The sequence below is a fragment of the Vibrio sp. JC009 genome (genome assembly GCF_029016485.1).
GTDB lineage: Bacteria > Pseudomonadota > Gammaproteobacteria > Enterobacterales > Vibrionaceae > Vibrio.
Genome location: NZ_CP092106.1, coordinates 1 through 24687 on the forward strand (window position 1 = coordinate 1; position 24687 = coordinate 24687).

The 24687-nt window shown below is 47.1% G+C and carries 18 protein-coding genes, 1 tRNA gene and 1 rRNA gene; 12 read left to right on the top strand and 8 right to left on the bottom strand.

All coding sequences use genetic code 11. The annotated features are described in order from the left end of the window. The 6 genes from dnaA to L3Q72_RS00030 all read left to right on the top strand — a co-directional run bounded on the left by dnaA (position 1) and on the right by L3Q72_RS00030 (position 7539). Complete coding sequence (dnaA, locus tag L3Q72_RS00005; protein WP_275130675.1) at positions 1-1410, top strand: chromosomal replication initiator protein DnaA; 1410 nt, start codon at positions 1-3, stop codon at positions 1408-1410. Between the two features lie 32 nt (positions 1411-1442). Beyond that, the gene (dnaN, locus tag L3Q72_RS00010) at positions 1443-2543 is read left to right on the top strand and encodes a DNA polymerase III subunit beta (RefSeq protein WP_275130676.1); all 1101 of its coding nucleotides are present in this window, start codon (positions 1443-1445) and stop codon (positions 2541-2543) included. 6 nt (positions 2544-2549) lie between these two features. Further along, a complete protein-coding gene (recF, locus tag L3Q72_RS00015; RefSeq protein WP_275130677.1) occupies positions 2550-3632 on the top strand; it encodes a DNA replication/repair protein RecF in 1083 nt (360 codons plus the stop codon). 42 nt (positions 3633-3674) lie between these two features. Further along, entirely contained in the window at positions 3675-6092 is a 2418-nt protein-coding gene (gene gyrB, locus L3Q72_RS00020; protein ID WP_275130678.1) for a DNA topoisomerase (ATP-hydrolyzing) subunit B, read from the top strand. Positions 6093-6227: 135 nt separating this feature from the next. Continuing rightward, positions 6228-6839, top strand: coding sequence for a class I SAM-dependent methyltransferase (locus L3Q72_RS00025; RefSeq protein ID WP_275130679.1), 612 nt, complete (start codon positions 6228-6230; stop codon positions 6837-6839). Between the two features lie 265 nt (positions 6840-7104). Continuing rightward, a complete protein-coding gene (locus tag L3Q72_RS00030) occupies positions 7105-7539 on the top strand; it encodes an Hsp20 family protein (protein ID WP_275130680.1) in 435 nt (144 codons plus the stop codon). Positions 7540-7650: 111 nt separating this feature from the next. Here the strand turns inward: L3Q72_RS00030 and L3Q72_RS00035 are convergent, their stop codons facing one another. From L3Q72_RS00035 to tusA, 5 genes are all read right to left on the bottom strand, one after another. Continuing rightward, positions 7651-8652 (bottom strand): substrate-binding domain-containing protein, encoded by a 1002-nt coding sequence (locus L3Q72_RS00035; RefSeq protein WP_275130681.1) that lies wholly within the window; start codon positions 8650-8652, stop codon positions 7651-7653. An 8-nt stretch (positions 8653-8660) separates the two neighbouring features. Further along, positions 8661-9908, bottom strand: a complete 1248-nt coding sequence (locus L3Q72_RS00040; RefSeq protein ID WP_275130682.1) for a valine--pyruvate transaminase — start codon at positions 9906-9908, stop codon at positions 8661-8663. Positions 9909-10102: 194 nt separating this feature from the next. Then, positions 10103-12169 (bottom strand): glycine--tRNA ligase subunit beta, encoded by a 2067-nt coding sequence (gene glyS, locus L3Q72_RS00045; RefSeq protein ID WP_275130683.1) that lies wholly within the window; start codon positions 12167-12169, stop codon positions 10103-10105. A gap of 2 nt (positions 12170-12171) precedes the next feature. Beyond that, positions 12172-13092, bottom strand: coding sequence for a glycine--tRNA ligase subunit alpha (gene glyQ, locus L3Q72_RS00050; protein ID WP_275130684.1), 921 nt, complete (start codon positions 13090-13092; stop codon positions 12172-12174). 257 nt (positions 13093-13349) lie between these two features. After that, complete coding sequence (gene tusA, locus L3Q72_RS00055; RefSeq protein WP_275130685.1) at positions 13350-13598, bottom strand: sulfurtransferase TusA; 249 nt, start codon at positions 13596-13598, stop codon at positions 13350-13352. Between the two features lie 276 nt (positions 13599-13874). Between tusA and L3Q72_RS00060 the strand changes: the two genes are divergently transcribed. Next, positions 13875-14819 carry a LysR family transcriptional regulator gene (locus L3Q72_RS00060; RefSeq protein WP_275130686.1) on the top strand — a complete coding sequence of 315 codons (945 nt, stop codon included), beginning with the start codon at positions 13875-13877 and terminating at the stop codon, positions 14817-14819. Positions 14820-15017: 198 nt separating this feature from the next. On the opposite strand, the gene L3Q72_RS00065 is transcribed toward L3Q72_RS00060, so the two are convergent. From L3Q72_RS00065 to fadB, 3 genes are all read right to left on the bottom strand, one after another. Continuing rightward, entirely contained in the window at positions 15018-15998 is a 981-nt protein-coding gene (locus L3Q72_RS00065; protein WP_275130687.1) for an MDR family oxidoreductase, read from the bottom strand. 201 nt (positions 15999-16199) lie between these two features. Beyond that, on the bottom strand, positions 16200-17363 hold the full coding sequence (gene fadA, locus L3Q72_RS00070) for an acetyl-CoA C-acyltransferase FadA (protein WP_275130688.1): 1164 nt from the start codon (positions 17361-17363) through the stop codon (positions 16200-16202). A 28-nt stretch (positions 17364-17391) separates the two neighbouring features. After that, positions 17392-19563, bottom strand: coding sequence for a fatty acid oxidation complex subunit alpha FadB (fadB, locus tag L3Q72_RS00075; RefSeq protein WP_275130689.1), 2172 nt, complete (start codon positions 19561-19563; stop codon positions 17392-17394). Positions 19564-19744: 181 nt separating this feature from the next. Here fadB and L3Q72_RS00080 point away from each other — a divergent pair, with 181 nt between their 5' ends. The 5 genes from L3Q72_RS00080 to L3Q72_RS00100 all read left to right on the top strand — a co-directional run bounded on the left by L3Q72_RS00080 (position 19745) and on the right by L3Q72_RS00100 (position 24544). Further along, positions 19745-20365, top strand: a complete 621-nt coding sequence (locus L3Q72_RS00080) for a YigZ family protein (RefSeq protein WP_275130690.1) — start codon at positions 19745-19747, stop codon at positions 20363-20365. A gap of 38 nt (positions 20366-20403) precedes the next feature. Further along, complete coding sequence (locus L3Q72_RS00085) at positions 20404-21861, top strand: TrkH family potassium uptake protein (protein WP_275130691.1); 1458 nt, start codon at positions 20404-20406, stop codon at positions 21859-21861. A 10-nt stretch (positions 21862-21871) separates the two neighbouring features. Beyond that, positions 21872-22399, top strand: a complete 528-nt coding sequence (gene hemG, locus L3Q72_RS00090) for a menaquinone-dependent protoporphyrinogen IX dehydrogenase (protein ID WP_275130692.1) — start codon at positions 21872-21874, stop codon at positions 22397-22399. A 443-nt stretch (positions 22400-22842) separates the two neighbouring features. Next, positions 22843-24395, top strand: a 16S ribosomal RNA gene (locus tag L3Q72_RS00095). 73 nt (positions 24396-24468) lie between these two features. Beyond that, positions 24469-24544: transfer RNA gene (locus L3Q72_RS00100), tRNA-Glu, on the top strand. Positions 24545-24687: the final 143 nt, after the last annotated feature.

A 24687-nucleotide genomic window follows, 5' to 3' on the forward strand; every position in this document is an offset into this window, starting at 1 on the left:
GTGTCATCTTCGCTTTGGTTGCAATGTCTGCAACAGCTTCAGGAAGAGCTTACAGCTACAGAATTTAGTATGTGGGTCAGACCGCTACAGGCTGAGCTCAATGACAACACCCTGACGCTCTATGCGCCAAACCGCTTTGTACTTGACTGGGTGCGTGATAAGTACCTGAACAACATTAACCGCTTATTAAATGAATTTTGCGGTAATGATGTTCCCAACCTGAGATTTGAAGTGGGCAGCAAGCCGGTTTCAATGCCTCAGACAGTACCTGCTCCTCAAAAAACAAAAGCTGATGTGGCTGCTGAGTCTTCTGCTCCTGCACAGCTGCAGGCTGCCAAACCGGTTCATAAAACCTGGGATGACGAGTCAGTACCCGCAGATATTACCTATCGATCTAACGTTAACTTTAAGCATAAGTTTACTAACTTTGTTGAGGGTAAATCCAACCAGCTTGGTCTGGCGGCGGCAAGACAGGTTTCTGATAACCCGGGCGTTTCCTACAACCCTCTGTTTCTATACGGTGGAACAGGTCTGGGTAAAACTCACCTTCTGCATGCAGTAGGTAATGCCATCATAGATAACAACCCGAACGCAAAGGTTGTTTATATGCACTCTGAGCGTTTTGTTCAGGATATGGTTAAGGCACTGCAGAACAATGCCATCGAAGAATTTAAGCGTTATTACCGAAGTGTTGATGCACTGCTTATCGATGACATTCAGTTCTTTGCCAATAAAGAGCGTTCACAGGAAGAGTTCTTCCATACCTTCAACGCACTGCTTGAAGGAAACCAGCAGATTATTCTTACTTCTGACCGTTATCCGAAAGAGATCAGCGGTGTAGAAGATCGTCTGAAATCCCGCTTTGGCTGGGGTTTAACAGTTGCTATTGAGCCGCCAGAGCTGGAAACCCGTGTTGCTATATTAATGAAGAAAGCTGAAGATCATCAGATCCATCTGGCTGATGAAGTGGCTTTCTTTATTGCCAAGCGCCTGCGTTCCAATGTTCGTGAGCTGGAAGGCGCACTGAACCGTGTTATCGCTAATGCCAACTTTACCGGCCGTCCGATTACCATCGACTTTGTGCGTGAAGCGCTGCGCGATCTTTTAGCGCTGCAGGAAAAACTGGTCACTATCGATAATATCCAGAAGACAGTGGCGGAATACTACAAGATTAAAGTAGCCGATCTGCTTTCTAAGCGACGCTCCCGTTCGGTTGCCCGTCCAAGACAGCTGGCGATGGCTCTGGCTAAAGAGCTGACCAACCACAGCTTACCTGAAATTGGTGATGCATTTGGTGGCCGCGACCATACAACGGTTCTGCATGCTTGTCGTAAGATAGAGCAGTTAAGGGAAGAGAGTCACGATATTAAAGAAGACTACTCGAACCTGATCCGAACGCTTTCCTCTTAACTCAGTGACTTGTTGATATCAAAGAGATCAATATGAAATTTACCATCGAACGTAATCATCTTATTAAACCTCTGCAACAAGTATCCGGCGCGCTGGGCGGACGTCCAACGCTGCCTATTCTCGGTAATCTGCTTTTAAAAGTGGAAGAGGGCACTTTGTCACTGACTGCCACCGATCTTGAAGTCGAGCTGATTGCCAGAATTGCTCTGGAAGGCGACTTTGAAACCGGTAGTGTTACCGTTCCTTCCCGTAAGTTTTTAGATATTTGCCGTGGCCTGCCGGATGATTCTGTAATTACAGTTGTTCTGGAAGGCGAGCGTGTGATTGTTCGTTCCGGAAGAAGCCGCTTTACCTTAGCGACACTTCCTGCTGCTGATTTCCCGAATATTGAAGACTGGCAGAGTGAAATCGAGATTACACTTTCTCAGGCTGAACTGCGCTCCATTATTGAGAAAACCCAGTTTTCCATGGCAAACCAGGATGTTCGTTACTATCTGAATGGTATGCTGTTTGAGGTGGATGACACGACATTGCGTGCCGTTGCCACTGACGGTCACCGTATGGCTGTGGCGCAGACTGCGCTTGGTGCTGCGTTTGAAAAGCAGCAGGTGATTGTTCCGCGTAAAGGTATTCAGGAACTGGTTAAATTGCTGGATGCTCCGGAAAATCCGGTGACGCTTCAGATTGGTCAGTCAAATGTTCGTGCAGATGTGAACAACTTTACCTATACCTCTAAGCTGGTTGACGGCCGCTTCCCTGACTATCGCCGGGTGATGCCGCAAAGCACCACCAAAACTCTGGAAGCAGGTTGTGACGAATTAAGACAAGCCTTTTCCCGTGCTGCAATCCTGTCCAATGAAAAATTCCGCGGTGTCAGAATTAATATGACCGGCACTGAAATGCGTATTACCGCAAACAACCCTGAGCAGGAAGAAGCAGAAGAGATGCTGGATGTCAGTTTCCAGGGTGAGGATATCGAGATCGGCTTCAATGTGAGTTATGTACTCGATGTGCTTAATACGCTAAAGTGCGAGCAGGTAAGAATTTCAATGTCTGACGCTAATGCGAGTGCGCTTATTGAGAATGCGCAGGATGACAGTGCCATGTATGTGGTGATGCCGATTCGACTGTAAGCTGCAATGCCGTTAAAGCGTCTTATTGTTCAGCAGTTCAGAAATATTAAAGCCTGTGATATTGAACTATCACCAGGCTTTAACTTTCTTATTGGCCCTAACGGAAGCGGTAAAACCAGTGTATTGGAAGCCATCTATCTGTTGGGGCACGGCCGCTCATTTAAAAGTTCACTGACCAGCCGGGTGATACAGAACGAGTGTTCTGAGCTGTTTGTTCACGGCCGTTTTTTGAATCCGGATCAATTTGAGCTGCCTATTGGAATAAATAAGCAGCGCGATGGCACAACAGAGGTTAAAATAGGCGGTCAGTCCGGACAAAAACTGGCACAATTAGCCCAGGTTTTACCACTGCAACTGATTCATCCTGAAGGTTTTGATCTGCTAACCGATGGACCAAAGCATCGCCGTGCATTTATAGACTGGGGGGTATTTCATACCGAACCCGGATTTTATGACGCATGGGGCAGATTAAAGCGGCTCACTAAACAGAGAAATGCACTGTTAAAAACAGCCAACGGCTACCGAGAACTCAGTTACTGGGATCAGGAGCTGGCGCAGCTGGCTGAGACTATCAGTGGCTGGCGTTCGGATTATGTTGCTCAGTTGACGGAAGTAGCGCAGGAAATCTGTGAAGGTTTTCTTCCTGAATTTGATATCCGCCTTGGTTACTACCGTGGCTGGGATAAAGATACAGATTACAAAGAGATTCTTGAGAAGAATTTCGAACGGGATCAGCAGCTTGGTTACACATTCAGTGGACCAAATAAAGCCGATCTGAGAATTAAAGTGAACGGAACTCCGGTTGAGGACGTTCTGTCACGAGGTCAGCTAAAGCTGATGGTATGTGCACTGAGACTGGCTCAGGGGCAGCATCTGGCTAAGGTGACCGGAAAGCAGAGCATCTATTTGATTGATGACTTTGCATCTGAACTAGACAGCCAACGTCGTGAACGCCTGGCAAGGTGTTTAAAAGAGACGGGGGCTCAGGTTTTTGTTAGCTCTATTACTGCTGACCAGATATTGGATATGCAGGACGAAAATTGCGCAATGTTTCATGTGGAACATGGTAAAATAGAGCAAAGAAATTAATGGCCTGCGAACTTTTTTCGGGCTTGGACAAGAGAGTAACTCATGGCAGAAAATTACGATTCATCGAGTATTAAAGTACTTAAGGGTCTGGATGCGGTACGTAAGCGTCCGGGAATGTACATTGGTGATACCGACGACGGTACCGGTCTTCACCATATGGTATTCGAGGTAGTAGATAACTCCATCGATGAAGCGTTAGCTGGTCACTGTAATGACATCGTTATAACTATTCACGAAGACAACTCTGTTTCTGTTAGCGATGACGGTCGTGGTATTCCGACTGAAATGCACCCGGAAGAGGGCGTATCCGCAGCGGAAGTTATCATGACGGTTCTTCACGCAGGTGGTAAGTTCGATGACAACTCTTACAAGGTTTCCGGTGGTCTGCACGGCGTAGGTGTTTCGGTTGTAAACGCACTATCTAAGCAGGTTGACCTGACGATTCACCGCGCAGGTGAAATCCACGAGCAGACTTACGCACACGGTGAACCAAAAGCGCCGCTGGCGGTAACAGGTAAAACAGAAGCAACGGGTACAACCATTCGTTTCTGGCCAAGCGAAGAGACTTTCTCTAACGTAGAGTTCCACTACGATATTCTGGCTAAGCGTCTGCGCGAGCTTTCTTTCCTTAACTCCGGCGTATCTATCAAGCTGAAAGATGAGCGTGAAGAAGGTAAAGAAGACCACTTTATGTATGAAGGTGGTATTCAGGCATTCGTTGAGCACCTGAACACCAACAAAACACCTATTCATCCAAAAGTATTCCACTTCGACTTTGAGCGCGAAGATGGTATCTCTGTTGAAGTTGCTATGCAGTGGAACGATGGCTTCCAGGAAAACATCTACTGCTACACCAACAACATTCCTCAGAAGGATGGCGGTACTCACCTTGCCGGTTTCCGTGCTGCACTGACACGTACACTGAATAACTACATGGAAAAAGAGGGTTATTCTAAGAAAGCCAAGACTTCTACATCGGGTGACGATGCGCGTGAAGGTCTGACAGCTGTAGTTTCTGTTAAGGTGCCTGATCCTAAGTTCTCAAGCCAGACAAAAGACAAGCTGGTTTCCTCTGAAGTGAAATCTGCGGTTGAATCTGTAATGGGTGAAAAACTGACAGACTTCCTTGCTGAGCATCCAAACGAAGCTAAGACGGTTTGTACCAAAATTATCGACGCTGCACGTGCACGTGAAGCGGCGCGTAAAGCTCGTGAAATGACTCGCCGTAAGGGCGCGCTGGACCTTGCTGGTCTTCCGGGCAAACTTGCTGACTGTCAGGAAAAAGATCCTGCACTGTCTGAACTATACATTGTGGAGGGTGACTCTGCGGGCGGTAGTGCTAAGCAGGGTCGTAACCGTAAGAATCAGGCAATCCTTCCGCTGAAAGGTAAGATTCTTAACGTAGAAAAAGCACGTTTTGATAAAATGCTCTCTTCTCAGGAAGTGGCAACCCTTATCACTGCGCTTGGCTGTGGTATTGGTCGTGACGAATACAACCCTGATAAGTTGCGTTACCACAATATCATTATCATGACCGATGCGGACGTCGATGGTTCTCACATCCGTACTCTGCTTCTGACCTTCTTCTACCGTCAGATGCCTGAACTGATTGAGCGCGGTTATGTTTATATTGCTCAGCCACCGCTTTACAAAGTGAAGAAGGGTAAACAAGAGCAGTACATCAAAGATGAAGATGCAATGGACCAATATCAGGTATCACTGGCGCTGGATAACGCTGCTCTTCATGTTAACGCTGATGCGCCGGCTATGTCAGGTTCAGCGCTTGAACAGCTTGTTCAGGAGTACAACTCTGGTATGAAGCTGGTGGACCGTATGTCCCGCCGCCTTCCTCGTCCTCTGGTTCATGAGTTTGCTTATGTTCCGCGTCTGACTGCTGAAATGTGTCAGGATGAAGCGGCTGTTGAAGCATGGGGTAAGCAGCTGGTTGAACAGTTGAACGCGAAAGAAGTGGGCGCAAGCCAGTACAGCCTTGAAGTTGAGAAGCATGAAGAGATGAACGTTAACCTTGTTAAGGTTGTTGTTCGTACTCACGGTGTGACTCATGAGCATGTGATTACTCTTGATCTGCTTAACTCTAAAGAGTACGGCAAGCTTGCAAGCCTTTCGGAAGCACTTGAAGGCCTGATTGAAGAAGGCGCTTACATCAAGCGTGGTGAGCGTGTTCAGCCTGTTTCAAGCTTTGTTGATGCACTGAACTGGCTGATTAAAGAGTCTCGTCGTGGTCTGAGCCTGCAGCGATACAAAGGTCTGGGTGAGATGAACCCGGATCAGCTTTGGGAAACTACCATGGACCCTGATACCCGCCGTATGATGCAGGTTACTATCGAAGATGCGGTAGGTGCGGATCAGCTGTTCACCACTCTGATGGGTGATCAGGTTGAGCCTCGTCGTAACTTTATCGAAGAGAATGCGCTGAAAGTAGCAAACCTGGACGTATAGTATAAGGCCCTGGGTTTTTGGGCCCTTGGCCCTGGGAAAGAGCACTCCGGTTATGGGGTGCTTTTTTTATGCATGACAAACAGAGATAGAAGGCATAAAGTATATTAGCTTTCAATGATATGTCCGGAGATTGTGATGAAAGAGATGTGGGATAAGCGCTATAGCGATGATGATTATGCTTATGGTACTGAAGTAAACGACTTTGTCCGTGAGCAGTATTCTGAAATTCCGCAGGGTAAAGTACTTTGCCTGGCTGAAGGGGAAGGGCGTAATGCTGTTTTTCTGGCTGGAAAAGGGTATCAGGTTACCGCTATGGATCAGTCCACGTCTGGCCTGAAAAAAGCGGAGCAGTTAGCAGAAAAGCTGGGTGTGGAGATTGAAACCCAAGCGGCTGATCTGGCTGAGTTTGAGATTGAACCAGAAAGTGTGAGTGGCATTATTTCTATTGCCGGTCATGTTCCGCCTTTTATTCGCAAAAGAGTGCATGAGCAGGTGGTGAATGGTCTGGCTCCGGGTGGAATTTATCTTATTGAAGGTTATACAGCCAGGCATCTGGAGATGGAAGGAGCCGGTGGTCCGCCAGCAACCCAGATAGAAATGTTCTATGACCTTGAAGAGCTGAAACAAGAGCTATCCGGACTTGAGTTTATCCTTGCTCATGAAACAGAGCGCCATATGAGTGAAGGTAAATTCCATCAGGGTGACAGCGCTGTTGTGCAGATAGTGGCACGTAAGCCTTTGGTTTAAAGGCTATAAAAAAATTAAAGTTTTTTACGTTGAGCCCTTGAATCCCGATTTTACGGACCTATATTAAAAGTACAGGGGATGCCAAATGGACCTCTGAAACGCTTGTCCAGCCTGGTCGCTAAGCGAGAGGCAAAAAGGAAAGCACACAATTTAATACCGCAATCAGACAGACACGTCTAACAAGAGTGTACTGGGCTGACTACCTTAAACACCACAAATGTATCTGGTGACTTTAAGGCTATTGCTTATTTATGAGGATAGAATCATGAGAACTGTAGATTTCACACCACTATACCGTAACGCTATCGGCTTTGATCGTCTTTTTGACATGATGGAAGCGGGTAATAAAGCGGCGTCTAACGGCTACCCTCCATACAACATTGAGCAGCAGGACGAGAATAAGTACCGCATTACTATGGCGGTTGCAGGTTTTGCTGAAGAACAACTGGATATCACCCAGAAAGAAAACATGCTGATTGTTCGTGGCGAACAAAAATCCGATGAAAATAAAAAGTATGTTTATCAGGGTATTGCTGAGCGCAACTTTGAGCGTAAATTCCAGCTAGCGGACTACGTTAGAGTTATCGGTGCTTCAATGGAAAATGGCCTGCTTCATGTGGATCTGGAAAGAGAAATCCCTGAAGCGATGAAGCCACGTAAGATTGAAATTAATAATGGTAGCCTGATCGAGGGAAAGTAATTAACTAAACCCCGGTTAATATAGTAAGAGCGTCCGATTGGGCGCTCTTTTTGATTCATTTCTAACTCGTTGTGAAAAGCTTAGTGGTATTGTTCTTTGGTGTAGCAAGCCTTAGAGACTTTCTCCCCTGTAGATTTCAGTTTTTAATTCTATGATCTGATTCTGAATTGCTTCTTTGGGATTTGTTATCCGGTTCATTAACTGCTCTGCAGCAATTCTGCCAATCTCTTTTCTTGGGGTGATTACCGTTGCCAGCTTTGGGCTCATTACCGAAGTAATATCATTTCCGTGAAAACCAGCAATCGCCATATTGTCAGGAACACTTATCTGCTGGCGGGTACACTCAAAAAGAGCTCCGGCTGCCAGGACATCGTTGGTACAGAAGATTCCGTCGGTATCTGGGTGTTGGTTAATCACTTCCTGAAGCAGACATGCGCCTGTAGTAAAAGATGAAGCCTGTTTAGATGATAAAATTACAGGCTCAATACCGGCCTTTTTCATTGCATCTGAGTAGCCCTGAATCTTTTGTTTTGCGCGCTCATCCATTTTAGCAGCCAGATAAACGATATGTTTCTTACCTGACTTAATCATGGTATTTGTCATATCCAGACTGGCCCGGTAGTTATTGAATCCTACCGCTTGCTGAATCGGTGTCAGGGTTGAGTCCATTATTTCGACAATAGGAATGCCGGCAGCCTGCAACATACGTGTAGCGCGTTCGGTATGCAGGCTTTCTGAAAGAATGATGCCGTCTACATGATAGGAAAGAAGCGTTTCGATTCGCTTTTCTTCAGCCGTTTTGCTGTAGCCGTAATGAGTAAGCATTGCCTGATAGCCCTGAGGCTCGATAACACTTTCTATTCCCTTAATCACATCTTCAAAGACCTGATTCCCCAGCGAGGGAACCAATACACCAATAGAGTAGCTTTTTGCATTGGAAAGCAGATCCGGTGCCCGGTTTGGAATATAGCCCAGCTCTTCAACGGCTAAGGCTATTTTTTTCCCAACTTGCTCGGATACTTTTTCTGGATCTCGCAGATAGCGGCTAACCGTCATCTTGGTTACGCCGACTTTATCTGCAATGTCCTGAAGGGTTGGGCGGGCTTTTTTCATGTAAGAGGTTATTCCTGATAAGCCTTCTTCACTTCTTCAGCGATAACCTTAATTCCGTCACGCATCGCTTTTTCATCCTGAACATAGTTCATACGCAGGCACTGGCGGGTGTGTTCCCACTCGGCATCCTGGCCTATAAAGAAGTATTCACCCGGAACGATGAGTACGCCACGTGCTTTTAGTCGTTTATACAGTTCCATTGTCGGGATCGGCAGCTCATCAAACCAGAGCCACAGGAAGATAGCGCCTTCCGGCTTATGGATTTTAAACCTTGGATCGTCAATATGCTCTTTCAGAAGCTCTACAGCGTGCTGGGCTTTTTGCTGATAGAAAGGCTTAACAATCATCTGACTTAGCTGAAGCAGATCACCGGACTCAATCATATGTGCACCCAGTGCAGGACCAATACCGCTTGGAGCCAGGCTGACAATGCCATTCATATTAGTAATGGCCTGAGTCACTTCTTCGTTGGCGATAACAATACCGCAGCGAACCCCCGGCAGGCCGAGCTTGGAAAGGCTCATGCACAGGATAGTGTTTTCATTCCAGAAGGGTTTTACATCTTCGAAAATAATATTCGGGAAAGGGGTTCCGTAGGCATTATCAATAAGTAGAGGAACATTATTCGCGCGTGCCAGTTCATCTAACTTAACGATCTCTTCATCGGTCAGAACATTACCGGTTGGGTTTGTCGGACGTGATGCACAGATAGCCGCAATGGAATCATCGATTTTCAGGTTTTCAAAATCGACATGGTACTTAAACATACCGTTATCCAGCAGTGAGATTTCAGGCTTGTATGAGACAAAGATATCTTCGTCTAATCCTGAGTCGCCATAGCCGATATATTCCGGAGCCAGTGGCAGCAGAATTTTTTTATGAGAGCCGTCAGGCTGTGCGCCAGCAAACATATTGAACAGATAAAAGAAGGCACTCTGGCTACCGTTGGTCAGACTGATGTTCTTTTCAGAAACGTTCCAGCCGAAGGTTTCTTTCAGAAGATTTGCCAGAGCCTTAATAAAGGCATTTTTACCCTGAGGGCCGTCATAGTTAGCCATGGCTTCTATCAATTTTCCGTTTACCAGCATATCGCTGCTGGCCTGATGAAAATAATCGAGCATGGCAGGAATGGCGGCTGGGTTACCACCTCCGAGCATAATGGCGCCTGGCGTACGAAGTCCGTCATTTAGGTCGTCCATTAACTGGGTTATGCCTGAGTACTGAGTAAATTTTTCACCAAATTTAGAAAATTGCATTACGACGTTACCTGATATTTATATTATTTGCTGCCCTGCTATGGTGCAGGCCTTGGAGAGGCCATAGAACATACCGCAATGCTAACGTGAAAGCTATAGGAAATCTGTGTAAATAAGCAACATTAATGAATAATAGAGCAAAAAAAATCGGGCCTTTATTCGGCCCGATTTATCATTTTCTGATAGCTGCTTTTTTATTTCTGCAGAAGAGAAATATCCGCAATTTGCAGGAACAGGTTACGCAGGTTATTCAGAAGCGTTAAGCGGTTCTTCTTAAGCGCTTCATCATCAGCCATAACCATTACTGAGTCGAAGAAAGTATCTACCGGCTCACGCAGGTCAGCCAGTTTGCTTAGCGCTTCCTGGTAGTTACCTGTTGCAAATGCAGGTTCAAGTGCTTCTGTCATTACTTCAACGTTTTCAGCCAGAGCTTTTTCTGCATCTTCCTGAAGAAGAGCCAGATCAATTTCATCGCTCAGTTCACCGTCGAACTTAGCCAGAATGTTACCTACACGCTTGTTCGCTGCTGCAAGTGATTCTGCTGCGTCCAGGCCACGGAAGTGAGATACCGCCTTAACACGCTGATCGAAATCGGCAGGCTTAGTAGGGCGACGTGCCAGTACTGCCTGAATGATGTCAACAGAGAAGCCTTCATCCTGATACCATGCGCGGAAACGGCCAAGCATAAAGTCGATAACGTCTTTTTCTACGTTTTCGTTAGTCAGCTTGTCGGCAAACAGAGTTTTAGCTTCTGCGATCAGCTCAACAAGGTCCAGCTTGTAGCCGTTTTCTACGATCATACGCAGAACACCCAGTGATGCGCGGCGTAGTGCAAACGGGTCAGAACCTTTTGGTGCCTGACCGATACCGAAGATACCAACGATAGTATCCAGCTTGTCAGCCATAGCGACAGCGGTAGAAACGGCTGTGCTCGGTAGTTCATCACCTGCAAAACGCGGCATGTACTGCTCGTTCAGTGCCAGTGCTACTTCTTCGTCTTCACCGTCGTGGCGAGCGTAGTGCATACCCATCACGCCCTGAGTATCGGTAAATTCGAATACCATAGAGGTCATCAGGTCACACTTAGCCAGAAGGCCTGCGCGGGTAGACTTCTCAACATCAGCACCGATCTGCTTAGCGATAAAGCCTGCAAGAACTGCGATGCGATCTGTTTTATCTTTGATAGTACCAAGCTGCTTCTGGAAGATAGCGTTTTCCAGTTCAGGAAGACGGTCAATCAGAGGACGCTTACGGTCTGTATTAAAGAAGAACTCTGCGTCAGCAAGGCGAGGACGAACAACCTTCTCGTTACCTTCGATAACGTGGCGAGGCTCTTTAGACTCGATGTTAGATACGAAGATAAAGTTTGGAAGAAGCTTTTTGTTCTCATCGTAAACAGGGAAGTATTTCTGGTCACCTTTCATGGTGTAAACCAGAGCTTCAGCTGGTACTTTCAGGAACTCTTCTTCGAATTTTGCAGTCAGTACAACCGGCCACTCAACCAGAGAAGCAACTTCTTCTACAAGGTCGTCTTCAAGATCAGCGATACCGCCAACAGCGGCTGCAGCTTTCTGAGAATCAGCAATGATAATCGCTTTACGAGCTTCGTAATCCGCCATTACTTTGCCGCGCTCTTCAAGAATCGCAGGGTACTGGTCAGCGTTATCGATAGTAAATTCCTGCTCACCCATAAAGCGGTGGCCACGGATAGTGCGGTCTGACGCAACACCCAGGATTTCACCCGCGATTAGTTCGTCACCCAGAAGGATGGTCAGGGTTTTAACCGGACGGATAAACTGAGTCTCTTTGTCACCCCAGCGCATTGGCTTAGCGATTGGCAGGTGAGCCAGTGCTTTTGCTGCAAGGTCTACAACAATCTCAGAAGCTGGCTTGCCTTTTACTTCTTGTTTGAAAAGAAGCCATTCGCCTTTGTCTGTTTTCAGGCGGTCAGCCTGGTCAACAGTAATGCCGTTACCACGAGCCCAGCCTTGTGCGGCTTTAGTCGGATTACCGTCAGCATCAAATGCTACAGAGACTGCAGGGCCACGCTTTTCAACAACCTTGTCTGCCTGGCCGTCAGCCAGTGCAGCAACTTTCAGTGCAAGGCGACGAGGAGCGGCATACCACTTAACACCTTCGTGCGCTAAGTCAGCATCTTTCAGGCCAGCTTCAAAGTTAGCAGCAAATGCTTCAGCAAGAGTGCGAAGCTGTGTTGGTGGCAGCTCTTCCGTACCCAGTTCAATTAGAAAATTCTTCGCCATGATTACTTCTCCTCACCTTCTTTTTTGCACATTGGGAAGCCAAGAGCTTCACGCGATGCGTAGTATGCTTCTGCAACACCTTTAGTCAGGTTGCGGATGCGAAGGATGTAACGCTGGCGCTCAGTTACTGAGATAGCTTTACGTGCATCAAGAAGGTTAAATGCATGACCTGCTTTCAGGATGCGCTCGTAAGCCGGTAGCGGAAGAGGCTTTTCAAGTTCAAGAAGCTCTTTACACTCTTTCTCGCACTGGTCGAAGAAAGTAAACAGGAAGTCTACATCTGCGTATTCGAAGTTGTAAGTTGACTGCTCAACTTCGTTCTGGTGGAAGATATCACCGTAAGTTGTTTTGCCCAGCGGGCCGTCAGACCATACTAGGTCATAAACAGAATCAACACCTTGAATGTACATTGCAAGACGTTCGATACCGTAAGTGATTTCACCGGTAACCGGCTTACACTCAAGACCACCAACCTGCTGGAAGTAAGTAAACTGAGTTACTTCCATGCCGTTTAGCCAGACTTCCCAGCCCAGGCCCCATGCGCCCAGAGTCGGGTTCTCCCAGTTATCTTCCACGAAACGGATGTCGTGTACCTGAGGGTCAATACCCAGAGCTTCAAGAGAGCCAAGGTATAGCTCCTGAATGTTGTCCGGAGATGGCTTAATAATTACCTGGAACTGGTAGTAGTGTTGCAGGCGGTTCGGGTTTTCACCGTAACGACCGTCAGTAGGACGGCGTGATGGCTGTACATAAGCGGTTGCAATTGGCTCAGGGCCAAGAGCGCGTAAGCACGTCATTGGGTGAGAAGTACCTGCACCCACTTCCATGTCTAATGGCTGAACGATGGTACAGCCCTGTTGTGCCCAATAATCCTGCAGCGCGAGGATCATACCTTGAAAGGTTTTGATATCGTATTTTTGCATAGTCAGGTTCGCGCGATTCTTCTGTCTGATTGAATAAAAAATAACGCTAAAGTATACCCAGATATTGTTCTTGGGAGTAGGGCTAATCTTGTTTATTTAGTCAGTATTCGTGGATTTTTGGCAAATTAGCCGTCATTCCTGCGAAGGCAGGAATCTATTTAAAGGTATATCTGAAGTTTTTAGGGTAGACAGGTGTAAGGCTGTCCCCTCACTCCCACGCGGAGCGCGGGAACGAGGATCGTTACCGTTCCGTGGAGTTAATCCAGCCCCTTCTTAATCAGGTACTGATAAGGAAGGGTTTCTGTCTGTGATCCTATAAGCTGGTGATCCATAAAGCGGCAGAAGCTTGGGATATCACGGGTTGTTGATGGATCATCTGCTTTGATCAGCAAAACTTCTCCATCCTGCATTGTACGAATTGTCTTCCTGACCATCATTACCGGCTCCGGACAGCGTAGTCCTTCCGCTTCCAGTATTTTAGTTGCCAATTCAGGATTAAAGGTCATGGGTATGGCTCTCAATGTTAAATCGTGGGCATAGTCTGTTTTGTTGTCAGGCTATGTCTGGTTCTCTTTGTAGCACGAAAAGTACGAAGATAATACTTGGCAAAATGCAAAATTGCGCGTACATTTAATTAACAAGTGCGCAACATTGCTTTTGTGTGCAGGTACATTCTTCAGTTTTCTTGGGCTTACCCGTCGAAAGGCGGGATTTTTTTGCCCCAAATCTTCAGGTATCGCTTAGTATATGGGCATCTTTAGGAATTAAAAGAGCCAGTTGCTGTGGAATTAGAAGAAATATACCGCCGGGACCTTAATCTGCTGGTGGCGCTGCGAGTGATGATTGAAGAGGAAAGTGTCAGCAAGGCGGCGCTCAGGCTGAACCTCAGCCAGTCTGCAATGAGCCGTGTACTTGGCCGTCTTCGCGAACTGCTTGATGATCCCCTGTTCACCCGTCAGGGGCATAAACTTCTCCCTACAGAAAAAGCGCTTGAGCTGAACCGCTCTCTGGGTGAGCCTCTAGAGACGATAAGAGCGGTATTGTCTGATAAGGTCTTTGAGCCGCATAGTTGCGATCAGACTTTTACCATAGCAACCACAGATTACGCGATGCAGACCATCCTGCCCTTTGCTCTTCCCCGAATTTATAAAGAAGCGCCAAATGTTTCCCTGAACTTTCTGCCGCTTCAGCATGATCAGTTGCTTGATCAGTTAACAACTCTGGGGGCGGACTTAGCGATTTGTCGTCCTACTTCTTCAGTGGCACCACTAAGAAGTGATGTGCTTGGCAAAGTTGGCGTTTTCTGCCTGCTGGGGCGGAACCACCCTCTGGCTGATAAAGAGATGACGCTGGACGATTACCTTGAGTATCCACATGCAATGATTGCTATCAGCGACGGAGTAAAGGCTTTATTAGATGACGCTCTGCGTGATCAGCCTGAGCGGAAGATGCTTATCCGGGCTTACCACCTTGAAGCGGCACTGGCAGTTTTTGAAACTATTCCTCTTATCATTACAGTCCCAGCTGACTTAGCTTATCTGGTTGCAGAGAGATATGACCTGGTAATTAAACCTCTGCCATTTGAATTTACCCCGTTTGATTATTCGATGATCTGGCATCAAAGATGTGAGCACTCACCAGCGCAGGAGTGGTTAAGAAAGCTGCTTAAGGAAGAGTGTGGCAGGCTGATTGCTAAGCGGGTAGAGGACTTGGGTCTGGAAGGGTAATTAGGCACAGCTCTTGATTTGAACTTGGGCGTTTCTGCCCAAGTGATTTTAGCTTTTAGCGCGTACCGATGTTTCAATGGACATCAGGTGGTGTTTGCAGAGCAGGTGTATGCAGCAGGGATGCTGCATTCAAGCCTACATGGATGTATTTACGGCGTCCTGAGCTGTAAATTCCACCTGGTGTCCGGTTCCACCGTATTAAAGCTTAATCACCACACGACCAGTTACCTGACCGTTAGTAATATCTTCAGCGTATTTCGGTGCTTCTTCCAGATCAATCTCAGTACACGCCTGCTCGAAGTAGCTTTCAGGCAGAAGCTCAGACAGTTTCTCCCATGCTGCGATACGTTTTTCGGTCGGGCATGAAACAGAGTCGATACCCTGTAGACATACGTTGCGCAGGATAAATGGCATAACAGTCGTCGGAAGGTCAAAACCACCGGCAAGACCACATGCTGCCACAGTGCGGCCGTAGTCCATTTGTGTAAGAAGCTTAGCAAGTACTTTGCTGCCAACAGTATCTACAGCACCTGCCCAGATCTGCTTTTCAAGCGGACGAGCCGGTTCTTCAAATACAGTACGGTCGATGCAGCGAGCAGCGCCCAGTTTTTCCAGCAGCGGACCGTTCTCTTCAATACGGCCTGTTACAGCAGCAACCTTGTAGCCAAGCTGAGCAAGCAGGGTTACAGATACAGAACCAACGCCACCACTTGCACCGGTTACCAGAATTTCACCATCTTCAGGTTTAACACCGCTGTCTACAATTGCCTGAACACACAGCATTGCAGTAAAGCCGGCAGTACCAACCATCATTGCTTTTTTCGCATCTAAACCCTTTGGCAGAGGAACCAGCCAGTCTGCTTTCAGTTTTGCTCGTTCAGCCATACCACCCCAGTGGTTTTCGCCAACACCCCAGCCAGTCAGAACAACTTCATCGCCTTCTTTGTAGCGTTCATCATCAGAACTCACTACTTTACCAGCCATATCAATACCCGGAACCATAGGGAAGTTACGGATGATTTTGCCTTTACCTGTAATTGCCAGGCCATCTTTATAGTTAAGTGAGGTGTAATTTACTGCAACCAGAACTTCGCCTTCAGGAAGCTGTGCTTCGTCGATCTGTTCGATTGCTGAAATGGTGCGTTTTTCTTCTTGATTTAAAACTAAAGCCTTAAACATGTGGGGAGTCTCCAGTTGAGTGAACAAGCATTAAAAATTATGTGATTAGTTTAATCTTTCAAATTTTATGATAACAGTGAAACTTTCGCATTTTTAGTATGTATTTTGTGCATATTGTGCGAGGGTTGAGCTATACGGGAATAGGTGGCCTTAGTGAATAAGGTCACCTATTCTGGGTTATGGGGTTATGGGGTTATGGGGTTATGGGCGTTCGAATATTGTGGCTATGCCCTGGCCTAGTCCGATACACATGGTCGCCAGGCCAAATTGTGCGTCTTTGGATTCCATCAGATTGATTAGGGTGGTGGATATTCTGGCTCCTGAGCAACCTAGCGGGTGGCCCAGGGCTATGGCTCCGCCGTTCAGGTTTACTTTTTTATCCATAATATCCATTAGTCCTAAGTCTTTTACGCAGGGAAGGGCCTGAGCGGCAAAGGCTTCGTTCAGTTCAATTAAGTCCATATCTTCAATAGACAGGCCTGCGCGTTTTAGTGCTTTTTCAGTTGCCGGGACAGGACCATATCCCATGATAGAGGGATCGTAACCGACGACGGCCATAGATTTCACTTTCGCACGGATAGGCACACCCAGATCTCTGGCTTTGCTTTCACTCATCACCAGCATGGCTGATGCGCCATCGGAAAGCGCCGATGATGAGCCGGCGGTTACGGTACCGTTTTTAGGATCGAAAACAGGTTTTAGCTGGGATAGTCCTTCAACTGAAGTTTCCGGTCGGATAACCTCATCGTGTCTCAGTAAGATTAGTGACCCATCAGAATCATGCCCCTCTGTTGGAAGAATTTCATTGTCAAAGCGCCCTTCTTTGGTGGCCGTATAGGAGCGGGCATGAGAGCGGGCTGCAAATTCATCCTGCTGTTCACGGGAAATGCTGTGAAGTTTACCGAGCATCTCTGCTGTTAACCCCATCATTGCGGCGGCTTTAGCAAGGTTTTTGGATAAGCCGGGGTGAAAGTCCACACCGTGAGTCATGGGTACATGTCCCATATGCTCCACTCCGCCAATCAGACAGATTTCTGCATCACCCACCATAATTGCCCTGGATGCATCGTGAAGAGCCTGCATTGAAGAGCCGCAAAGCCGGTTAACGGTTACAGCGCCAATCTGTTTGGGAAGATTAGCAAGCAGAGCTGCATTTCGGGCAATGTTAAATCCCTGCTCAAGGGTTTGCTGAACGCAGCCCCAGTAAATATCTTCGATCTGGTTCGGGTTTACCTGTGGGTTGCGGGCAAGAAGACCTTTCATCAGATGAGCAGAAAGGTCTTCAGCCCGGATGTTTCTGAATGCGCCACCTTTGGAACGTCCCATTGGGGTGCGGATACAATCAACGATCACTGCATTATCCATTTCTGATATTCCTTATCCAAAAGTGAAGCTAAACAGAGCTTTTCTGCTGTGACAGGTAAAAAGACTGCCCGTCTTTTGCCATATTCAGCAATAGCTGAGGTATCTGGTACAGAGGGCCAAGATCCTGATATTTAGTGGCTTGTTCGATATATTTGTTAATACTAATACTGTCCAGGTAACGGAAAACCCCGCCCCTGAAAGGAGGAAAGCCCAGCCCGTACACCAGTGCCATATCTGCCTCCTGGGGTGAAGCAACAATACCCTCTTCCAGACAGAGTACGACTTCATTGATCATAGGAATCATCATGTGCTGGATAATGGTCTCTTCATCGAAACTGCCGGAACCTGTGCGCACTTCATTTAAGAGGGGCAGAACGCTTTCATCAAAGGCTTTCACCGGGTGACCTTTTTTGTTAGTGGTATAAGAGTAGAAGCCCTTATTGTTTTTTTGCCCAAAGCGCTCAGCCTCAAACAGAGCATCAACAGCACTGCGGCCTCTTTTTGCCATTCTTTCCGGGAAGCCTTCAGCGATAACTGCTCTGGCGTGGTGAGCGGTATCGATGCCCACGACATCAAGCAGGTAGGCAGGCCCCATTGGCCAGCCAAATTTTTTCTCCATTACTTTATCGACCTCGGTAAAGTCAGCTCCACAACGTATAAGTGAACTGAACCCGCGAAAGTAGGAAAACAGCACGCGATTGACGAAGAAACCGGGGCAGTCGTTAACCACTACCGGAGATTTACCCATTTTTGTTGCGTATGCGACAACCCGGTTGATGGTTTCTTCAGAAGTTTTTTCTCCGCGGATGATTTCTACCAGAGGCATTCTGTGTACCGGGTTGAAAAAGTGCATCCCGCAGAAATTTTCCGGACGCTCAAGTGAACTGGCCAGCAGGTTGATTTGAATGGTTGAGGTGTTTGAGGCTATTACCGTGTCTTCCGGAACATGTCCTTCCACTTCTCTCAGCACTGCTGCCTTGATTTTCGGGTTTTCAACAACGGCTTCTACAATAATGTCAGCCTGCTCTATGCCGGAATAGCTCATGGCAGGCGTGATGGATGAAAGGACCTGTCCCATTTTCAGACCGTCAATTCTTCCGCGTTCAAGTTGCTTGTTCAGTAGCTTGGAAGCTTCGCTCATTCCCAGTTTCAGTGAAGAGTGAGCGATATCTTTCATTACAACAGGTGTCCCTTTAAATGCTGACTGATAGGCGATACCTCCGCCCATAATTCCTGCCCCCAGAACAGCTGCCTGTTTAGTCTCTTTATTGGCTGATTGGGCCCGCTTTTTGGCCAGTCCCTTTATGTACTGATCATTAAGGAATATTCCCACCAGAGACTTAGCCTCTTCAGACTTGGCCAGTCTGATAAAGTGCTTACGTTCAATGTCCAGTGCCGCATTGCGTTCCATCGTTGCCGCTTCTTCTATCGCAATAACCGAAGTGACAGGGGCAGGATAGTGCGGGCCGGCCTTTTGCATTACCAGACCTTTTGCCGTGGTAAAGCTCATGGTGGCTTCGGTTTTGTTTAGTGTCAGAGCTGCTGTTTTTTGTTTGCGTCTGCTCTGCCAGTCAAGCAGCTGACCGATAGCAAGAGTAAGAGTATTGATTGCTGATTCCTGAAGCGCCTCTGACTCGACCACAGCATCCAGTAAACCGGTCTTGAGTGCCTCTTCTGCCCGCAGAGGCTTGCCGGTGGCAATTAACTCCATGGCCGGATCCGCGCCAATAATACGGGGCATGCGTACTGAGCCGCCAAAGCCCGGCATAATGCCAAGAGAGGTTTCAGGTAATCCTATGCTGGTGGTTTTGTCTCCAATGCGGAAGTCGGTAGCGAGTACACACTCACATCCACCTCCAAGCGCATATCCTTTGATCATGGAAAGAGTAGGGAATGGCAGATCTTCCAGCTTATCAAAGATAGCGTTGGCATACTGCAGCCAGTGGTCCAGTTCCGCTTCTGGTTTAGCAAACAGCCCCAAAAACTCGGTGATATCAGCCCCGACAATAAAGCTGTCTTTATCTGATGTAAGCATAAGACCGCTGATTTCAGCGTTAGCCAGTATGGCATCAAGCGCTTTATCCAGAGAGTCCAGGGTGGCAAGATCGAGCTTATTTACAGAGGCAGGGGCACAAAAGCAGAGCTCAGCAAGTCCGTTGCTTAGCTGCTTTACCTGTAGCGTATCGGCTTTATAGATCATTATCTTCCTCCATGAGAGACAATCTGCGACTGGTACAAGTTGTTGGCTAAGTTTGGACGATAAAATCATTAATAACAACAAAAATCAAACAAGTGTTTAACATTTGTGGGATCCAGATTCGTATCTGCATATTGTGTGTTGCGTGATACACTAACAGGTCAGCAGAAATATAAATGAAGTTATGAGTGACCAACCCTATTTAATTCCCGAAGCAGCGGTGACTTTTGAAGAAGAAATAAAGAAGAGCGTCTTTATTACTTATCTGGCACATACTCCGTCAGTGGAGTCAGCGAAAGCCTTTGTTGAACAGATAAAAGCAAAGCACTCGGATGCAAGGCATAACTGCTGGGGATTTGTGGCAGGCAGGCCGGAAGATTCAATGAAGTGGGGATTCAGTGATGACGGTGAACCTTCTGGAACCGCTGGCAAACCTATTCTTGCTCAGCTTAGCGGATCGGGTGTAGGAGAGATAACCGCCGTTGTTACCCGCTATTCCGGTGGTATTAAATTAGGTACCGGCGGACTGGTTAAAGCCTATGGTGGCGGTGTTCAGCAGGCGCTTAAGTTACTTCAAACTATTGAGAAAAAAATCACAACCAGACTTCATCTGACGTTAGACTACGCTTTGATGCCGTTAACGCAGTCACTTGTCAGCCAATATGACGCTGTAGAGCTTGATGCGAGCTATGGTGAGCGTATAGAGTTGGTTATTGAGCTGGAAAAGCTGGTGGCTGAAGAGTTTAAGCAGTCTGTAGTCAATAAAAGTGGTGCAAAGGTTATTGTCTCCGATAACAAGGATTAGGAAATAAGAGGCTCAGGCTTCATCTAAAAACAACAATCATGGAATTTCGTTCAATAACCCGTATTGTGGGACTGCTTCTGGCACTGTTTAGTGTATCTATGCTTGCGCCAGCTTTTGTCGCATTAATCTTTCGTGATGGTGCCGGTGTTCCCTTTGTCACTACTTTTTTTGTTCTTCTGGTGTGCGGCGGTATCTGCTGGTTTCCCAACCGCTACCATAAAAGAGATCTTAAGGCCCGTGATGGCTTCCTTATTGTGGTTCTGTTCTGGACCGTTATCGGCAGTGCGGGCGCGTTGCCGTTTCTGCTTTCTGAGAACCCGGCTATATCTATTACAGATGCTTTCTTTGAATCCTTCTCTGCCTTAACCACAACGGGTGCTACTGTTATTGTCGGGCTCGATGAACTGCCTAAAGCGATATTGTTCTATCGCCAGATCCTGCAGTGGTTTGGTGGTATGGGTATTATTGTGCTGGCGGTAGCGATACTGCCTGTGCTGGGTATCGGTGGTATGCAGCTGTACCGGGCGGAGATCCCGGGGCCGGTTAAAGACAGTAAAATGACCCCAAGGATTGCAGAGACAGCCAAGGTGCTTTGGTATATCTATCTGGGGCTGACTATTGCTTGTGCCGGAGCCTTCTGGGTGGCGGGGATGAGCCTGTTTGATGCTATCTGTCACAGCTTCTCTACTATTGCTATTGGTGGCTTCTCTACACATGATGCAAGTATGGGGTACTTTGACAGCTCCGCCATCAATATGATTACGGTGGTTTTCCTGCTGATATCCGGTTGTAACTTCTCTCTGCACTTTGCTGCTTTTGCCTCGGGTGGGGTGCATCCGCAGTACTACACCAAAGATCCAGAGTTCAGGGCTTTCTTCTTTATTCAGTTTGTACTCTTTGCCATCTGTTTCCTCTTATTACTTAAGCATCACTCTTATGACTCTGTTTATGATGCTTTTGATCAGGCCCTGTTCCAGACAGTATCGATTTCTACTACTGCCGGGTTTACTACCACAGGTTTTGCTGAGTGGCCGCTGTTTTTGCCGGTTCTGCTTCTGTTCTCTTCTTTTATTGGTGGCTGTGCCGGTTCTACTGGTGGTGGTATGAAGGTTATCCGTATTCTTTTGCTGACTCTTCAGGGCTCGCGGGAAATTAAACGCCTGATTCACCCAAGAGCGGTATTTACAATCAAGCTTGGAGATAAAGCACTTCCGCAGCGGGTTGTGGATGCGGTATGGGGATTCTTCTCTGCTTATGCGCTGGTATTTGTTATCTGTATGCTGGCATTGATAGCAACAGGTATTGATGAGCTAAGTGCATTTTCTGCTGTAGCTTCAACTCTTAATAACCTGGGGCCTGGACTCGGGGATGTGGCGCTTCACTATGGTGATATCAATGATAAAGCTAAGTGGGTGCTGGTTGTTTCCATGCTGTTCGGCCGCCTGGAAATATTTACCCTGTTAATCTTATTTACTCCTACGTTCTGGCGTAGCTAAAGGATATGTTGTGAAAAAAGCGCTTATACTCTATTCAAGTACGGATGGTCAGACGATAAAAATCAGTGAGTTTATTGGTAAGGAGCTGGATGACCATCAGTGCGATATTCTTAGTCTGCACGAAAATCAGTCCATTAAATTAGAAGATTACGATAAGGTGCTTATCGGGGCTTCTATCCGCTACGGACACCTGCATAAAGAGTTCTACAAGTTTGTTACTGCGAACAAGAGTCGCTTAGAACGTATTAATGCCGCTTTCTTCTTAGTTAACCTGACTGCGAGAAAAGAAGACCAGGGCAAAGATACACCGGAAGGTAGTGCGTACGTTAAGACGTTTCTGAAAAAGTCGCCATGGACGCCAAATATGATAGGCGTATTTGCCGGTGCGCTTTTATATCCAAGATATAAGTTGTTTGATCGTCTGTGTATTCAGTTCATTATGAAGATTACTGGTGGAGAAACAGATTCCAGTAAAGAGATTGAATATACCAACTGGGAAAAAGTTGCCATATTTGCCCGCAAATTTAAAGAATTGTAGATAAAATCTCCGTTTTTAGCCTTTTTTGAACAAGTTTTCTACTGTTGAAAAGAAAATTCAAAAAAAGTTCAAAAAAGGCTTGCCAATGTGACGCATGTCTCTATAATGCGCCCTCACTGACACGGCGGACACCGAAAGGAAACGTCGAAATCAGTTGGACGAACCGCTGGCAACAGCGGCTAGCAAAAAGATTTAAAAAAGTGTTTGACACTGTGATTTATCTCGCTAGAATGCACGTCCGCTTTGAGGGAAAGCCTCGAAGCAAAGCTCTTTAACAATTTAAACCTATCAATCTGTGTGGGCACTCGTTGATGACAATCAAAATAGTTTCTTCGGAAACAATTTGGTTTCAATGAACTGAGTGACCAATCGATAGAAATATCGGCACAGTCAATTCAACATTACATGTAATGTTATCAGTATTCATTGAGCCTCAAAATCTTAAATTGAAGAGTTTGATCATGGCTCAGATTGAACGCTGGCGGCAGGCCTAACACATGCAAGTCGAGCGGAAACGACATAAACAATCCTTCGGGTGCGCTTATGGGCGTCGAGCGGCGGACGGGTGAGTAATGCTTAGGAAGTTGCCCTGTAGAGGGGGATAACCATTGGAAACGATGGCTAATACCGCATAACCTCTTCGGAGTAAAGTGGGGGACCTTCGGGCCTCACGCTATAGGATACGCCTAAGTGAGATTAGCTAGTTGGTGAGGTAAAGGCTCACCAAGGCGACGATCTCTAGCTGGTCTGAGAGGATGATCAGCCACACTGGAACTGAGACACGGTCCAGACTCCTACGGGAGGCAGCAGTGGGGAATATTGCACAATGGGCGCAAGCCTGATGCAGCCATGCCGCGTGTGTGAAGAAGGCCTTCGGGTTGTAAAGCACTTTCAGCAGTGAGGAAGGTAGTAAGTTTAATACGCTTATTATTTGACGTTAGCTGCAGAAGAAGCACCGGCTAACTCCGTGCCAGCAGCCGCGGTAATACGGAGGGTGCGAGCGTTAATCGGAATTACTGGGCGTAAAGCGCATGCAGGTGGTTTGTTAAGTCAGATGTGAAAGCCCGGGGCTCAACCTCGGAAGGTCATTTGAAACTGGCAAGCTAGAGTACTGTAGAGGGGGGTAGAATTTCAGGTGTAGCGGTGAAATGCGTAGAGATCTGAAGGAATACCGGTGGCGAAGGCGGCCCCCTGGACAGATACTGACACTCAGATGCGAAAGCGTGGGGAGCAAACAGGATTAGATACCCTGGTAGTCCACGCCGTAAACGATGTCTACTTGGAGGTTGTTCCCTTGAGGAGTGGCTTTCGGAGCTAACGCGTTAAGTAGACCGCCTGGGGAGTACGGTCGCAAGATTAAAACTCAAATGAATTGACGGGGGCCCGCACAAGCGGTGGAGCATGTGGTTTAATTCGATGCAACGCGAAGAACCTTACCTACTCTTGACATCCAGAGAAGCTAGAAGAGATTTTAGTGTGCCTTCGGGAACTCTGAGACAGGTGCTGCATGGCTGTCGTCAGCTCGTGTTGTGAAATGTTGGGTTAAGTCCCGCAACGAGCGCAACCCTTATCCTTGTTTGCCAGCGAGTAATGTCGGGAACTCCAGGGAGACTGCCGGTGATAAACCGGAGGAAGGTGGGGACGACGTCAAGTCATCATGGCCCTTACGAGTAGGGCTACACACGTGCTACAATGGCGCATACAGAGGGCGGCAAGCTTGCGAAAGTTAGCGAATCCCAAAAAGTGCGTCGTAGTCCGGATTGGAGTCTGCAACTCGACTCCATGAAGTCGGAATCGCTAGTAATCGTGGATCAGAATGCCACGGTGAATACGTTCCCGGGCCTTGTACACACCGCCCGTCACACCATGGGAGTGGGCTGCAAAAGAAGTAGGTAGTTTAACCTTCGGGGGGACGCTTACCACTTTGTGGTTCATGACTGGGGTGAAGTCGTAACAAGGTAGCCCTAGGGGAACCTGGGGCTGGATCACCTCCTTAAACGATAGATTGTTGTTGATTAGTGTCCACACAGATTGATTAGGTTTAGAAAGTAAAAGAGATTTAGAAAGATGTCCCGTTCGTCTAGAGGCCTAGGACACCGCCCTTTCACGGCGGTAACAGGGGTTCGACTCCCCTACGGGATACCATCTTTAAGCGTTTTCGCTGAGAATGTTTAAAAATGGTTTCGAAAGAAATCTTTGCTCTTTAACAATTTGGAAAGCTGACAAAATAACAATTGATTATTGTTATTTGTAAAAGTTCTCAAATCTTAATCGAAAGATTAAGTACC

Bases quoted from the DNA above. Each gene is read 5' to 3' on its own strand.
- dnaN (WP_275130676.1), top strand. From the start codon at position 1,443: ATGAAATTTACCATCGAACGTAATCATCTTATTAAACCTCTGCAACAA.
- recF (WP_275130677.1), top strand. From the start codon at position 2,550: ATGCCGTTAAAGCGTCTTATTGTTCAGCAGTTCAGAAATATTAAAGCC.
- gyrB (WP_275130678.1), top strand. From the start codon at position 3,675: ATGGCAGAAAATTACGATTCATCGAGTATTAAAGTACTTAAGGGTCTG.
- L3Q72_RS00025 (WP_275130679.1), top strand. From the start codon at position 6,228: ATGAAAGAGATGTGGGATAAGCGCTATAGCGATGATGATTATGCTTAT.
- L3Q72_RS00030 (WP_275130680.1), top strand. From the start codon at position 7,105: ATGAGAACTGTAGATTTCACACCACTATACCGTAACGCTATCGGCTTT.
- L3Q72_RS00035 (WP_275130681.1), bottom strand. From the start codon at position 8,652: ATGAAAAAAGCCCGCCCAACCCTTCAGGACATTGCAGATAAAGTCGGC.
- L3Q72_RS00040 (WP_275130682.1), bottom strand. From the start codon at position 9,908: ATGCAATTTTCTAAATTTGGTGAAAAATTTACTCAGTACTCAGGCATA.
- glyS (WP_275130683.1), bottom strand. From the start codon at position 12,169: ATGGCGAAGAATTTTCTAATTGAACTGGGTACGGAAGAGCTGCCACCA.
- glyQ (WP_275130684.1), bottom strand. From the start codon at position 13,092: ATGCAAAAATACGATATCAAAACCTTTCAAGGTATGATCCTCGCGCTG.
- tusA (WP_275130685.1), bottom strand. From the start codon at position 13,598: ATGACCTTTAATCCTGAATTGGCAACTAAAATACTGGAAGCGGAAGGA.
- L3Q72_RS00065 (WP_275130687.1), bottom strand. From the start codon at position 15,998: ATGTTTAAGGCTTTAGTTTTAAATCAAGAAGAAAAACGCACCATTTCA.
- fadA (WP_275130688.1), bottom strand. From the start codon at position 17,363: ATGGATAATGCAGTGATCGTTGATTGTATCCGCACCCCAATGGGACGT.
- fadB (WP_275130689.1), bottom strand. From the start codon at position 19,563: ATGATCTATAAAGCCGATACGCTACAGGTAAAGCAGCTAAGCAACGGA.
- L3Q72_RS00080 (WP_275130690.1), top strand. From the start codon at position 19,745: ATGAGTGACCAACCCTATTTAATTCCCGAAGCAGCGGTGACTTTTGAA.
- L3Q72_RS00085 (WP_275130691.1), top strand. From the start codon at position 20,404: ATGGAATTTCGTTCAATAACCCGTATTGTGGGACTGCTTCTGGCACTG.